Below are 14,672 nucleotides of genomic sequence, written 5' to 3' on the forward strand. Positions count from 1 at the left end.
GGGCGAATATTAGCGATGCCTGTCTGCGTTGTCAAAGCCTGAATGGATATTTGCGATCGTTTGCTGAAATATTCTTCATTTCGTCGCTTATTCAGACGCAGACGGTTGTTTTATACACTTTTCACGTTCAGGACGAGGGTATTTCCACAGCCAACGGCCTGTGACCATACGCCAGTAAAATAACGCGGCCCGTACTGCCCAGTCGAAGAACATCCCCATCCAGACGCCAACGACACCCCAGCCTAATACGATCCCGAGGGTGTAGCCGGCGACAACACGACAGCCCCACATCCCCAACATGGAGACCCACATAGCGAAACGGGCGTCACGTGCACCTTTAAATCCAGCAGGAAGAACCCATGATGCTGCCCATATCGGCATAAATGCCGCGTTCAGCCAAATCAGGATGACAATGACCTCTTTTACATCCTGATCGTGGGTATAAAACGAAGCCATCAACCCAGCAAACGGGGCGGTTAGCCAGGCGATGGCGGTTAATCCGATTGTGGAGAGCCAGAATACATGTCGCAACTGGATTTCCGCCTGAGCAATCTGTCCATTTCCCAGACGCCTGCCGGTAATGATGGTAGACGCGGAACCTAAAGCGTTTCCCGGCAGGTTGATCAGTGCCGCTATCGAAAAGGCAATGAAGTTACCGGCAATGACGCTGGTACCCATACCCGAAACAAACATCTGCGTAAGTAACTTGCCACCGTTAAACAGGACTGACTCTATACTGGCAGGAATACCAATCCCCATAACTTCCCAGATGATGGCAAGATTCAGCGGTTTAAAATAGCTCTTCAGGGGAATGCGCAGCGCGGGGTTAAATCCAATCATCAGCACCCCTATAATGGCGATGGCACCAATGTAACGTGAAATCGTCAACCCCAGACCTGCGCCGACGAATCCCAGCCCTTGCCAGGAAAAAATGCCATAGATCAGGATGCTACTGATGATAATGTTCAGGATATTCATACCACCGTTAATCAATAACGGTATTTTGGTATTTCCGGCACCGCGCAGTGCGCCGCTGCCAATTAACGCAATTGCCGCCGCAGGGTAGCTGAGCACGGTTAATTCCAGATAGGTTAGTGCCAGCGCTTTTACATCAGGGGTGGCTTCTCCTGCCACGACATCAATAATCTGCTCACCGAAATAGTGAATCACCGCCGCCAGTACGACAGCAAATATCGTCATGATCACCAGTGATTGTCTGGCTGCGGCTCTGGCGCGTCGGCGATCGCGCTTTCCGAGACTAAAAGCAACCACCACCGTCGTGCCAAGGTCGATGGCGGCGAAAAATGCCATGATGACCATGTTGAAGCTGTCGGCGAGCCCGACACCTGCCATCGCTTCTTTACCCAACCAGCTCACCAGGAAGGTGCTCAGTACTCCCATCAAGAGTACACAGGTGTTTTCCAGAAAAATGGGGACAGCAAGCGGGGTAATTTCGCGCCAAAAGAGAACTTTATAACGCTTGCGTTTGGCATACCAGGGCGTGCGGGATGCGACCTGGCGTAAGGCTGCGGAGACGTTCAAAGTGGACCTTAATGAAGAAAGTTGAAACCTCATTTCAAATGATGAGGGAGAATCAAAAAAGCTGCAAAGTTTTTTCTATTTAAAATGTCTGTAAATGCAACAAACTGTCGAGAGAAGCATCAATTGCTCCTCAATGTAGGAATTGGGGTTTGACAAAAGTTTTTTCGCCGCTAAGATAAGCCTCCACAACGATTCCTCTGTAGTTCAGTCGGTAGAACGGCGGACTGTTAATCCGTATGTCACTGGTTCGAGTCCAGTCAGAGGAGCCAAATTCTTGTTTTCGTGCAGCTTCATTAATGCCTGTATGGTTTTAATACAACAGCTTAGCGTGAAAACTTCTCCTGATGCATTTTGATTTTATCCTCCGCATCGGGAAAAATTGGTGGTCAAATCTGGGGTCCGGTTCGTTCTATTATGGAGTGACCCCATATGTCTCTTACTGACACCAAAATCCGCAGTCTCAAACCATCTGATAAACCCTTTAAAGTTTCCGATTCCCACGGTCTGTATCTCCTGGTCAAACCTAGCGGTTCACGTCACTGGTATCTCAAGTACCGTATTAAGGGTAAAGAATCCCGTATTGCACTCGGTGCCTACCCAGTCATCTCCCTCTCAGACGCCCGTAGTCAACGTGAAGGTATTCGCAAAATGCTGGTACTGAACATCAATCCAGCAGAGCAGCGAGCAGCTGAACGCAGTTCTCGTATACCAAAGAAAGTGTTTAAAAACGTGGCACTGGCGTGGCATAAGAGCAATAAAAAATGGTCACAGAACACCGCCGACCGTCTGCTCGCCAGCATGAATAATCATATATTCCCGGTCATTGGTACGATGTCAGTTTCAGAACTGAAACCCCGTCACTTCATCACTTTATTAAAAGGAATTGAGGAAAAGGGTCTACTGGAAGTTGCATCCCGTACACGCCAGCACCTCCGGAATATCATGCGCTACGCCGTGCATCATGGATTAATCGATTTTAATCCGGCAGCAAACTTGGACGGAGTGACGGCTCCGCCAGTAAAACGTCACTACCCCGCTCTACCGCTGGAGCGTCTTCCAGAATTGCTTGAGAGCATTGAGAGCTTTCAGCAGTGCCGTGAACTCACCCGCCTTGCCATCCTGCTAACACTGCATCTATTCATTCGCTCGAGTGAATTGCGTTTTGCCCGCTGGCATGAAATTGATTTCGTAAACCAGGTCTGGATGATACCCGCCACGCGCGAAGCTATTGAAGGCGTGCGTTACTCTGGTCGTGGTGCCAAAATGCACAGGCCTCATATCGTCCCCCTCTCACAACAATCGATCGCGATCCTGAAAAAGATTAAAGATATCTCAGGAGATAATGCACTCGTGTTCCCCGGGGACCATAACCCGTATAAACCGATGTGTGAAAATACAGTAAACAAGGCGCTACGCCTGATGGGCTGGGACACGAAAGTGGAAATCTGCGGTCACGGTTTCAGGACAATGGCATGCAGCGCCCTTATGGAGTCCAGTATATGGTCACAGGATGCTGTTGAACGGCAAATGAGCCACCAGGAACGTAACTCCGTGCGCCAGGCATATATTCACAGAGCAGAGCATCTGGAAGCCAGAAAGGCAATGATGCAGTGGTGGTCGGATTATCTGGATACTTGCCGCAAATCCTATGTACCACCCTATATTCTAGGGAGAGGAATAAAAATGCCTCTATCTCACTAGAGTCATTTAATTATGCTAACAAATCAAAGCCGTATCAGTCCAGACTGATACGGCTTTTTTACTTTGTTCGGCAATCAATAAAACAGGAGCGATGATACGATACAAATGGTGTACTTTACCGTGTAAATGAGCGTTATGAAATTATTCAAAGTTAAATCTAATACCTGTCAGAACTGACAGTTTTATTCTTAGCAAAAAGGTATTTAATAGTTTTAATTTATCGAAAGCATTGTGATCATCATGGTTATTGGAGATATACAGAAACCTTTCTACATATCATTTTTCGGCTAATGATAAATTCTTTAGTAGCGGCAAAGGGGTTCCGTCAAACGAATCGAAAATCGATACGAAGAAATATCGGAGGACAATTCTGCTTAGCTAAGCACTACGTGTGTAAGCGGTTTCCTCTGAATTTAAAAGAAAGTTCAACATCATGAGGAGTGGGTAGATATGAAATTAATAAATGTAATAAAGCCAACCCACGTTTGTAATCTCTCGTGTTCATACTGCTATAACGATGATGAACGCCGTCCATTTATGGATATAGATACACTAGAAAAAGTAATAGAGCAGACATTTTCACTAGCAAGATTTATCGGCAAATACAAGTCGGTTGAATTCATTTGGCATGGAGGAGAGCCACTTCTAGCACCGTTATCATTTTATGAAAGAGCCATCGCCTTCCAGGAAGAATATGCAGATAAGATACCTTATTCAAATATTGTACAGACAAATGGCACAATAATTAAAAAGTAACATTTGAAATTTTTTAAAAAATACAAATTCCAAGTTAGTTTATCCATTGATGGTATAAAAGAATCACATGACGCAAACAGAGTATTCAAAAATGGTAAAGGTAGTTTTTCCCGTGTTTTGGAGAACGTAACAAAGCTAAGGAAGAATGGTTTTAGAATAGGTTGCGTTCTTGTATTAAACAGAAAAAATAGAGAAAACATTAAAGAGTCATATTCTTTTCTCCGAGAGAATAAACTTGGACTTAACATCATCCCCCTAATGAAGGGAGGGAATGCAACTAATATATTCAATGAAATAGCTTTAACGCAGGCAGAGTATTTTGAAACATGGTCATTACTTTATGAAGATTGGCTTTCAGCAGGTAGTGAAGATTATGTTGATGTATCTAGCTTTTTACACACAACACGCTCTGTAATATCAGGCTCATGTTCATCATGCATTGGGATGTCACAATGCGGTAAAGCTAATCTTTCAACGGACCCTCTTGGTAATATTTATCCCTGTGCTAGTTTAACGGGAAACATGGATGTTTGTTATGGTAACATCAATGAACATTCCCTCATTGATCTTTTTTATTCGGATACAGCAATAAAATGGAGACATAGATCTTCTACAGAAAAATGTTCTAAATGCAAATGGTTTCATTTATGCCATGGTGGATGTCCATCACGTTCATATCATTATTACAATGGAGAATATAATACACCTGATCATTATTGCAAAAGTATCAAAATGATGTACGACCATGTTGAATCACAACTTCTAAAATTCGGTATAACACCCGGAAATGTAAAGCCTAGCCATCTAAATGATGGTTTCATAAATGTAGATGAGTTAATTTTGAGGAAATAGATATGGATAAGAAAATCTGGACTAAAGCTTTACTCGCGAGCGTAAAAGCCCCAGTGACACTTACTGGTAAAAAGATAGATGAAAAAATCATTGTCGAGTTTACGAAGCAACCGAACGATGCTTCATGGATTATAATGTACACCAATGGAGTTATAATGATGAATAGCAATAAAATGCTATTCATTAACCTATAGATGTATATTTTCGAAGATTATTCAATCGCACAGCGTCTAGGAATATAGAACTAATTCCAGGATTGGCCAAAATTACTGTGCCACTACACGAACGTTTCATCCTGAGGTTCCCATTCACCGCCCTGCCGTCGTCAACTGTTCTGATACAGCAGAATTACCCGATGAGAAAATCGTCTTGCCGGTATCCCCAGCATCACGAATGCATTCCTGAAAGACATCTTCCTGAAGCTGGGAACTGGGGCAGAAACTGCGGGCACCTCTCCCCGGTTTTGTCTTCTCAATTTTGATAGCTGGCTACGACTCAACGGCAGCTATTTAGGTATGAGGCAGGGTATTTCTTAAGTTTCAACCAGCCTTAAAGAGCGGACAAACTCGATCAGTTCCCTGCTTTTCCTGAATTCCGGCCGCAAAGCGTTAAGGTCGTTGTAGTCTCGGGAGCGTGCAGCAGGCAGTAGCAGACATTAGGCAACGTTACAGAACGCTGGGTTTCTGGCACCAGCGTGACTCCTATTCCCATCGACACCATGCCAATAGCTACCGCAACATCGCGAGTAAAATAGATTTTTGGCGGGATACTTACAACCCGACCCCGGGCGGATCTTTCTGGATCATTAATGTATCCCCGGACAGCGCCTCCAGTTCGATTTTGTCAGCCCCCGCCTTCGGATGCGAGTGCGGTGCTGCGGCGATGAGTGACCTCGTGGCGATATCCACGAGGTTGGCAAAATGCTGAACAGACGATCGGAGCAGCCCCATATCGTTCCCCTATCGCGTCAGACCATCACTATTCTTAAACAAATACGGGAAATCTCCGGGCATCAGGAAGTAATATTTCCCGGAGATCATAATCCGTATAAGCCAATGTGTGAAAATACGATCAACAGGACTTTACGCCTAGTGGCGTTATGACACAAAAGATGAAATCTGCGGTCACGGATTCCGGGCAATGGCATGTAGCTCCCTGATGGAATCCAGTTTATGGTCTCAGAATGTAGTGGAGCGCCAGATGAGCCATCAGGAAAACAATAATGTTCGAGCAGCTTACATCCATAAAGCAGAATATCTTGACGCTCGTAAAGCGATGATGCAGTGGTGGTCGGATTATTATAGATAAATGCAGGAAAAATACCTCCCTTCCTATGTCTGGGCCAGGCTGGAGAAAGCTTAAAGCTATCTAGTCAGCAATAACTTTAATTTATCAGTAAAGTATAAGCAGAACCGTTCTGAAATAGATCTGCTTTTAAAATTTTATCAGGCAGCAGTATTTTCGCTTTATCTGTAGGTGATTCCTTATCCGGGCACAACTATTCTTAATTATACCATCCAATACTATTGCAATTCACGAGGTTACTGTAAACAGTTTTTCCCGTACGTTTTAAGTTTGTTCTCTGATTTATCTCAGTACCGATATTGGGGGCTCAAAAATACGAAGATCTCTGATCTAGCATTGTGCTGACTTTGGACAATCGTCACCGAGATATTTCTCTATAAATTCTTCTGGCATTACATTGAATTTCAGGTTAAATCTATGCCTAAAGTAAGTGACAGTTCTGAAATTATATTGTTTACTGATGGTAATGAGGTCATTCGAAGTGATCAAAAGGTCTACTGCTGCCATTTCTAGTTTTTTATTAATAATATAATTCATAATAGTTACTCCGCATTCTTTCTTAAAAAAGGCATGTAAGTATTGCCTGGATATTTTAAAAAAATACGCAATATCTGATATACTTAGGTTGCACTTTATATTTACAAAAATGTACTGTTTTACTTCATTGATATTTGTCATATAAATATATATTTAAGAGTGTTTAATACATAGTAACAGAGCAAAGAAAATAACAAAATAATCAATATAACAAAAAAAAATGATAACAGCACAACAAAAGACCATGATGAACGAGAGGTCTTTTGTTGTACAATAAATATGATTATCCTTAATCATAACATACTGAACGCATCAGCAGGCTGGGATTATATAGATAGCGGATTCTCAGTGTATAAAATCACATTTTGGCACAGTACAGTAATAATTATAAAATCGCTGAAGGATCAACCTTGGCCATGTTGGTAAATTTTTTCCATCTGGTAGATGGTCGATAACCTCATTATTCCAGAGACAGGCTAACATAACATCCAGCGAAAACTCAGGATGAAACTGTACCGAAAATGTTGTGCCACTATACCGAATGATTTGACAACTATCCTGTGTCGAAAATGCCAGTATGTTAGCCCCTTGAGGTGCTTCCAGGACGGTTTGCTGATGTGAGAGCCATGCCGAAAGACGTTTAGGCATATCCTTCAATAAAGGATCATTTTGATAATCTCCACTTAGTTCGATCAAGTGTAGCCCACACTCTCTTCCTGTTGGGTTATCTCCAACCCGCCCTCCAAGCGCATGCGCAATTAATTGATGCCCAAAGCATACACCCAGTAAGGGAAGTGAGTTGCTATGCGCGCTTCTAATCCATTCCGCAGTAGACTCACTCCATGGATGTAAATCAGTCACCATTGCCCAAGAGCCCGTTAGAATAGCCCCTGAAAAGTTGTCCGATGAAGGTATTTTTTCACCCATGTCAGGCCTGAATATTTTGATATCATTATGAACCGGAGGCAAAGCATCTATAAACCAGTCGCTCTGTTGTCCAATTGCCTTAAATATTGGCTCTGGTGGTTCCCCCAGCTGAATAATGGCTAAAGGTTTGAGCATATTAATCCTAAATGTAAAAATCATCTGTTGAATTTAGTACAGGTCGGATAATTCCATTTCGTATTGTAAAATCACCAAAATCTTCATTATCATTTCTGTTCACTGCCCATGAACTAATTAATGAGTCCAACTCACTAATAATATCATTTAAATGCCAGTTCTCCTTATAAAGCCGCGGTATACGGGTGCCCTCTTTATTTCCCCCCACGTATAAATCATAACGATCAAGTGCTCGACCTACCAAGCCCACTTCAGCTAGCATGGCACGACCACATCCATTAGGACATCCCGTCACACGGAAAATGAACGATTCGGTGGGTATCTGATTGCGCACAAGGATAGCATCCAGCCTGTCAATTATACCGGGTAAAACACGCTCTGCTTCAGCCATTGCTAGTGGGCAGGTTGGATAAGACACGCAGGCCATAGACTGCTTTCTCTGCGATGAAACAGAATCATCGATCAAACCATATTGACGAGCAAGACTGTCAATAAGTTGCTGATCTTTCTCCGGCACACCAGCGACAATAATATTTTGGTTTGGTGTGAGCCTAAAATCGCCTTTATGAATATTAGCAATAGCTGCAAGTCCAGACTTAATCGGTTTTCCGAGACTATCAATAAGACGACCACTAGGAATGAAGAGGGTCAGATGATACTTATTGTCGTTACCACTCACCCAACCGATGCGATCACCACGTCCCGTAAATCTATAGGTTTTAATTTCCTGGAATGTCATGCCCGCGCGAAGTTCTACCTCAGCCTTAAAAGCGTCTACCCCCACCCGATCGATCGTATATTTTGTTTTGGCGTTTCGACGGTTTTTTCTATTTCCCCAATCCCGCTGGGTAGACACAACGGCTTCAGCCACTGCCAGAGTGGACTCAAGCGGGATAAAGCCGAGCTCGCTGGCGAGACGAGGGTAGGTACTTTTGTCACCATAAGTCATTGCCAGACCACCACCGACAAGAACGTTAAACCCTTGAAGTCTACCTTTATCACCAACGGCTACAAAGTTCAGGTCATTCGCATGTAAGTCAACATCATTTTGTGGCGGGATAACAACAGCCGTTTTGAATTTTCTTGGTAAATAGCTATTGCCAAGAATAGTCTCTTCTTCAGGTTGCTTAACTTTTTCACCATCAAGCCATACTTCTGCATATGCGTTAGTTTTTGGCAAAAGGTGCTCAGATATTTTTTTTGCCCAGTCATAAGCTTGCTGGTGTATTTCTGATTCTACGGGATTAGATGTGCAAAGTACGTTTCGATTCACGTCCCCCGCCGTGGCACGCGAGTCAAGCCCCAACCTGTGCAATAGCTGATGAACAGGCTTTATATTTTTTTTTAGTACTCCATGGAGTTGCAATGCTTGTCTATTAGTGATTCGAATACTGCCATACTGAGTATGCTCTGAAGCAAACTCATCGATCCCGGCCCATTGCATTGGTGTGATTATTCCGCCCGGTAAGCGAACTCTAAGCATTACAGTGTGCAGAGGTTCCAGCATCTGCACCGTACGCTCTGACCGAATATCCCGGTCATCCTGCTGATACATACCGTGAAACCGGATCAACTGGAAGTTATCTCCAAGGAAACCACCGGTTAAATCATTCGTTAAATCTTCTTTAATTGTCCCTCGTAACAATTCACTTTCGGATTTAAGTCTCTCATTATCTGATAGTTTATCATTGCTCATATTATTTATTCCTAAGAGTATTGCATTAAGTTTCCTTAAACATTTTCATCTCTAGACACCAATAACGCTATGATCAGTCATGTTTTTTTTACTATATCAGTGCTAGTTAAGATGTTATATGTTATTCTAAAATGCTATTTGTACGTCAATAAAACCTCACTATATTATAAAATAGCATCATTTGCTTCCAGTTAATTTTAGATTTATCATGATATATGTGCGCATATTAAGAAATTTTCATTAATCAACGCTTAAATAATAAAGAAAGCTTGATGCAACCATTAATTGCAATAACCATTACATCCATTGGTTGTTTATCAAATAGTTATCATCTATAATTTCAAGGGGCAATATCATTTTCAACAAAACGATTACAAGATTGCATTTATTCATGAAAAAGCTTTTATTGCTGACTAGGCATATGAGTATTTTTAATCTACATCTGAAAGGGGTTACACATTCATCCTCGATCATTACTCAAACTATATACCCATATCCAAAGAATTTTTCTTGCGTTCTGATTCGGTGATATGCACAGGTTAAACCAGTAATTTTTCTACGAGGTTGGTTGAATCGCCACAGATGAAAAATCAACAATAAAAACAAAGAGTGATTTTTAATAATAATTACTATACCTATTCCCGCCGTATTTTTTCATTTTAGGTGGTTATGCTATTTAAACTCAGAGATAATTTTATGGTAATGGTGGCATGAGAAAAACATAAAGTATTAAAGTTAGCACGAACCAAACTGGTAAGTTCGTATATGCTATTTATATCAACGACTGGACGAAGTTGACTTCTACACACAGATTATTCTTCTCAATTTCATTTACTAATTTGAGAAAGTAATCTGTTTTCTCATGTTGGTTCAGAATATCACTCGATACCCTCTCTTCAACAAATGTCACACCTAACTCTCCGATGAAAGCATCATAGCGGACACATCCTCATTCCATACGACTTTTTGTTATCAGATCTTTTAGGACTGGTTTAATATTTTCAACAACCTTAACATCAGCTGTTAATAACTCGACAATGGAAATCCTCATAATAACCTCTTTTACAAATGGAAGCATTGACAATCAGCAACCACTCAAGAGAAACATTAAAATATAGGTGTTGCATATCCATATTTTAATGATAATGTAACTGCAAGCTACTTACGATTTACGCCAAAGGAAATCTCCGCTCTAGAATATAATATCATCTAAATAGTGTAAGAATATAATCTCTGACATAGGAAATAGCTTTATTTTTAAGTCCACGTTTATTCCATACTAGATACAAGTTGTTAGTTGGGGCATCAGTAACTGAATTGGCGGCCAGTAACCTACCGTCAGATAACGCATCCTGGCAATGATAATCTGGCAGAACACTCCAACCGTAGCCCTCGATTACCATGTCCTTAATAATGCGTAAATCGGGAACGGTAAATGCTGCTTTAATATCTGGAGATACCTGAAAAAGAGACAACCAGAGGTTCCTAACTAGGGGTAAATCCTCATCGTAGGCGATTAAGGGTGTCTGGTTTAACGACTCTTTCGTCGGTTTTCCTACTGCTCTTGCAAGAGCCGGTGCAAAAACAAGCATCATACGTTCAGTCAATAGATGTGCGAACGCGTACTGATGTTCATTCGGTATTGATGCCGTAATTGCTAAATCAATGGTGCCTGAATCAAGTAGGTTATAAATTAGCTGTTTATTGCCAGTATGTAAGCGAAAGTTGAAACCATCTGGCATCAGGGCCGCCAAAGAAGAAGCTAGTCTGTTATGAATAAACTCGGAAGGACCGACAATATGAACGGTTCCGCCCTCAGTTTGTCCTAGTCGATAAGTAGCCAATTTCATCTCGAGGCTATCAAGATGTGGCGCAATAGACCGAGCCAGTTCATCAGCTGCACCTGTTGAAGCTACCCCTCTTGGCTGACGAATAAAAAGAGGTTTTCCGACAAACATCTCGATTGCCTGGATGTGCAAGGACGCCGTTGGCTGGGTGATCCCCAAATTTATCGCAGCCTGAGATATGGATCGGACACGATAGACTTCAAGAAATGTTCTCAAATGCGTCAGATGGCTCATTTGGAAGTTCCCTCAAAGAAGTTTATTTCAGAAAATATGTTACATACCAAGAATTGCTAGTGATATATCTCTTTATTTCAACTTACATTCGCATAGTAACGGAGAATCACTCTTCAACAAAATGGTTCGCTGAAAAAAGTTACTGCTAATTTAGGACTGTTCATTTATAGATTTCCCCTGTAAGAACTCTATTTTGGTTATGTTGGGTGATGGTTCGCAAGGATTCCGACACATCGGCAACATAACTGTCTTTGATATTCCAGGAAGAGAGGGTATGTTCTAGCTGGTAAACATAATCCGCGTTACTTCCGATAGAACCGTGAGCTTGAAGTATTATCGGGGATACATCTTCAACCGAGCTGTTACTGATGTATAGGGAATGGTACCTATCACTAACAAATGTGATGGCGTCGACTTGCTCCCCTGAATCCAAATTCACCTGTAGCCAACGAGGTTGATACAAGCCGGTGATCATCTCGCGAATCCAAACCAGTAACAGCTCTTCCTCAAGCCCATTTTCAGACAGTTTTAATGCAATCCCCTCAGCGTCACCGTCTTTTTCCAGTGACAACATGCGGCCTGGTTTTTCCGGAATAGCCCTGCCAGATATTAGCTTAATACAGAACCGACGTTGCCAGCCAGGGAGAGTTGCTTTGCGTATCTCTTCAACAGCAAGCAACGGATTCCACATCAGCGAACCATAAGCAAAGATCCAGACTGGAGCGCCAGAAGGGCGCTCCTTTAATGCTGTCAGCATCGAGTCTGTGATTTTTTCGTAATCCCAGATCATATGACCAGGGAGTGTTAATTCATGCGCCCGGTGGAATTCTCCACTCAGAATGTAGTCACGAGTTAACATTAATCCTCCCCATTAATTAACGCTGTGCTTTACTCTTGGCGATCTGAGAAATAAGCAGCAGCAGACCCAGAAGGGAAAGCACAGCGCCTGCCAGACCAGTGTATATAATCCCCATACTGGTGATTGTGAAAGCACCAGTCACGGAGCCGAGAGCGATCCCGGAGTTAAACCCGGCGATATTCAGACCAGATGCCACCCCAGCTGCGTGAGGAGCTTTCTCGGATGCTACACTGATCAATCTGGCCTGCAAAGCAGGTACAGCCCCGAAGGTAAACATCCCCAGAAGAGCCACAAGAATCCCCATCATTACCGCTGAACCAGAGAAGGCCCACATACCCAGCGAAATAATGATGATACCGCCGACAATCAGAATATTTGCCCGGTTCACACCCAGTGAGTCCGTAATTTTTCCGCCCAGAACGTTACCGATAGCAGCGAATACACCGTATACAAGCATGAATATCCCTACACTGGAAGTTGCAACGCCCGTTAGCTGTGTCAGCATAGGTGCAATGTAAGTGTAGGCAGTAAAAGAACCGGCATACGACAGTACGGTAACGAGTGCTGCGCTGAGTAAGGTCGGATTAAGTAATGCCGTAATACTCTTCAGGGCGGAAGCACTGTGATCACCATGTAATGCACGAACAGGATCTTTCATACCAAACAGTAAGCCTGCGAGACCGATAGCGCCAAATACGCCAATAATTGCTAATACAGGTCTCCATGCCATTACACCACCAAGCCAGGTACTCAGAGGTACACCAATAGCCATTGCCAGAGTGAAACCACCGAAGACAACAGCGACGGCTCGTCCTTCTTTACCTGGTCCCGCGAGTTTTGCCGCAGTACTTGCAGCTACAGCCAGGAACAACCCATGACCAATACCCGCTACAAAACGTGCTGCTACCATTGAGGAGAGCGTAGTGGAAAAAGCAGCTACAAAGCTTCCCAGAGTGAATACCAGCGTTGTCACCAGCATGACATTTTTTCTGGACCAGCTGGCTGTAAGTGCGGTCAGGATTGGTGCAGAGAATGTAGCACCCAGTGCATAGGCAGTGACGGTCGCTCCTACTTGTTCCACTGTGACATTGAGGCTTGAGGCCATGACGTCACTGAGACCAATAGGTACAAACTCCGCCAGGCCAAGAGCAAATGCGCTCAGGGTGAAGATATAAACAACAAAAGGCATGATAATTTCTCACATCATTTAAGGTTAGATGCGAGTTTAAATAATCAATAGATATGTTTAAAATAATGCAATTTATACATGGTATAGGATTTTTTATGGCAAATGAGTGCTACTGCAAAGATTTTTTCTTATGATTTACCCATAAAAAAATCATGGCATTAGTGCAGAAAAAATCATTTCAGTCATAGGTAGCGACTCCTTATCCTCAGTTCATCGGCACTTTCATCACCTGACTCTCAACCAAGAGCTCTCTTATTAAGAGTCGAGTGTTCAGGCTAAAGGTGTCGGACAGGTTTATCCATGTAAACGGAGGAAGGAAAGAATGAGTAAACAACTTCAGGCCTTGATCATAGGTGCTTCCCGGGGAATTGGACTCGGACTAAGTAAAGAGTTACAGCAGCGGGGATGGGCGGTTTCAGCAACACGCAGACTGCTAGCAGGCGCAGAGGAATCACCGGAAATTAAATGGTTAACTCTTGATATTAATAATCTGCAGCAAAGTACTACATTTGGGCAGATGCTACCACTAGAGCAGTTTGATGTCATTGTGGTAAATGCTGGAGTTTATGGGCCGGATCACCAGTCGGTCAGTTCCACAACACAGGATGAATTGCTGTCACTATTCATGACTAATACCTTTTCACCTATCCGTATTGCGAATGCCGTTCTCCCCTCCTTAAAAGCGAATACGGGAGTCCTGGCATTCACAAGTTCAAAGCTGGCAAGTTTGAATGAAAACCCCCATGCTGATATGCCATTGTATTCAGCAAGCAAATCCGCTCTGAATATGCTCACACGTACATTGCTCCCAGCCACGGAGTCTCGCGGACTCACTCTCCTTTCCCTTCACCCGGGTTGGGTTCAGACCGAACTGGGTGGCGCTGCTGCACCTTTAACAGTCCAAGAGAGTGTGCAAGGGTTGGCAAATGTCTTGGACAATTATCAGGGAAAAGGTGGGCATCATTTCGTTGATTACAGTATGCAAAATTTATCCTGGTAGACTCAAGGTTTCTTAAAAGAAACTGCCTGAATTCGAAAGCAATTTTTTAACCCGATTTTGCGTTTTTAAATAAGTTTCTATTTACAGCGGAT

14 protein-coding genes, 1 tRNA gene and 1 pseudogene are annotated in these 14,672 nt (G+C 43.0%); 7 read left to right on the top strand and 9 right to left on the bottom strand.

Annotated elements, in window-relative coordinates; all coding sequences use genetic code 11:
* Positions 1–87: 87 nt before the first annotated feature.
* On the bottom strand, positions 88–1,575 hold the full coding sequence (locus tag FDX19_RS08080) for an EmmdR/YeeO family multidrug/toxin efflux MATE transporter (RefSeq protein WP_137382320.1): 1,488 nt from the start codon (positions 1,573–1,575) through the stop codon (positions 88–90).
* 97 nt (positions 1,576–1,672) lie between these two features.
* Positions 1,673–1,729, bottom strand: coding sequence for a DUF5951 family protein (locus tag FDX19_RS25680; RefSeq protein WP_350203164.1), 57 nt, complete (start codon positions 1,727–1,729; stop codon positions 1,673–1,675).
* Positions 1,730–1,735: 6 nt separating this feature from the next.
* On the opposite strand from FDX19_RS25680, the gene FDX19_RS08085 reads away from it, so the two are divergent.
* The 5 genes from FDX19_RS08085 to dynB all read left to right on the top strand — a co-directional run bounded on the left by FDX19_RS08085 (position 1,736) and on the right by dynB (position 5,045).
* Positions 1,736–1,811 (top strand) — tRNA-Asn (locus FDX19_RS08085).
* A gap of 160 nt (positions 1,812–1,971) precedes the next feature.
* Positions 1,972–3,243, top strand: coding sequence for an integrase arm-type DNA-binding domain-containing protein (locus tag FDX19_RS08090; protein ID WP_137382321.1), 1,272 nt, complete (start codon positions 1,972–1,974; stop codon positions 3,241–3,243).
* Between the two features lie 450 nt (positions 3,244–3,693).
* Positions 3,694–3,999: a radical SAM protein gene (locus FDX19_RS08095; protein ID WP_137382322.1), complete on the top strand. Its 306-nt coding sequence runs from the start codon at positions 3,694–3,696 to the stop codon at positions 3,997–3,999.
* A 3-nt stretch (positions 4,000–4,002) separates the two neighbouring features.
* Complete coding sequence (locus FDX19_RS08100) at positions 4,003–4,851, top strand: SPASM domain-containing protein (protein WP_137382323.1); 849 nt, start codon at positions 4,003–4,005, stop codon at positions 4,849–4,851.
* Between the two features lie 2 nt (positions 4,852–4,853).
* Positions 4,854–5,045: a dynobactin A family peptide antibiotic gene (dynB, locus tag FDX19_RS25685; RefSeq protein ID WP_368666072.1), complete on the top strand. Its 192-nt coding sequence runs from the start codon at positions 4,854–4,856 to the stop codon at positions 5,043–5,045.
* A gap of 576 nt (positions 5,046–5,621) precedes the next feature.
* Here the strand turns inward: dynB and FDX19_RS25080 are convergent.
* The gene (locus FDX19_RS25080) at positions 5,622–5,801 is read right to left on the bottom strand and encodes a hypothetical protein (RefSeq protein WP_170974364.1); all 180 of its coding nucleotides are present in this window, start codon (positions 5,799–5,801) and stop codon (positions 5,622–5,624) included.
* Here FDX19_RS25080 and FDX19_RS25445 point away from each other — a divergent pair.
* Positions 5,784–6,213: pseudogene (locus FDX19_RS25445) on the top strand (tyrosine-type recombinase/integrase); the annotation flags it as partial. The gene FDX19_RS25080 and the pseudogene FDX19_RS25445 overlap by 18 nt on opposite strands.
* 273 nt (positions 6,214–6,486) lie before the next feature.
* On the opposite strand, the gene FDX19_RS25690 reads toward FDX19_RS25445, so the two are convergent.
* The 6 genes from FDX19_RS25690 to FDX19_RS08135 all read right to left on the bottom strand — a co-directional run bounded on the left by FDX19_RS25690 (position 6,487) and on the right by FDX19_RS08135 (position 13,580).
* Positions 6,487–6,834 (bottom strand): helix-turn-helix transcriptional regulator, encoded by a 348-nt coding sequence (locus FDX19_RS25690; protein ID WP_137382324.1) that lies wholly within the window; start codon positions 6,832–6,834, stop codon positions 6,487–6,489.
* 204 nt (positions 6,835–7,038) lie between these two features.
* On the bottom strand, positions 7,039–7,755 hold the full coding sequence (locus FDX19_RS08115) for a glutamine amidotransferase (RefSeq protein WP_137382325.1): 717 nt from the start codon (positions 7,753–7,755) through the stop codon (positions 7,039–7,041).
* A gap of 7 nt (positions 7,756–7,762) precedes the next feature.
* Positions 7,763–9,451: an assimilatory sulfite reductase (NADPH) hemoprotein subunit gene (gene cysI / locus FDX19_RS08120; protein ID WP_137382326.1), complete on the bottom strand. Its 1,689-nt coding sequence runs from the start codon at positions 9,449–9,451 to the stop codon at positions 7,763–7,765.
* A gap of 1,205 nt (positions 9,452–10,656) precedes the next feature.
* Positions 10,657–11,532 carry a LysR family transcriptional regulator gene (locus FDX19_RS08125; RefSeq protein WP_137382327.1) on the bottom strand — a complete coding sequence of 292 codons (876 nt, stop codon included), beginning with the start codon at positions 11,530–11,532 and terminating at the stop codon, positions 10,657–10,659.
* 160 nt (positions 11,533–11,692) lie between these two features.
* Positions 11,693–12,391 carry a gamma-glutamylcyclotransferase gene (locus tag FDX19_RS08130; protein ID WP_137382328.1) on the bottom strand — a complete coding sequence of 233 codons (699 nt, stop codon included), beginning with the start codon at positions 12,389–12,391 and terminating at the stop codon, positions 11,693–11,695.
* 16 nt (positions 12,392–12,407) lie between these two features.
* The gene (locus FDX19_RS08135) at positions 12,408–13,580 is read right to left on the bottom strand and encodes an MFS transporter (protein WP_137382329.1); all 1,173 of its coding nucleotides are present in this window, start codon (positions 13,578–13,580) and stop codon (positions 12,408–12,410) included.
* 322 nt (positions 13,581–13,902) lie between these two features.
* On the opposite strand from FDX19_RS08135, the gene FDX19_RS08140 reads away from it, so the two are divergent.
* Complete coding sequence (locus FDX19_RS08140) at positions 13,903–14,580, top strand: SDR family oxidoreductase (RefSeq protein WP_137382330.1); 678 nt, start codon at positions 13,903–13,905, stop codon at positions 14,578–14,580.
* Positions 14,581–14,672 lie beyond the last annotated feature (92 nt).

Source organism: Citrobacter sp. wls619 (assembly GCF_005281345.1).
Classification (GTDB): Bacteria; Pseudomonadota; Gammaproteobacteria; order Enterobacterales; family Enterobacteriaceae; genus Citrobacter.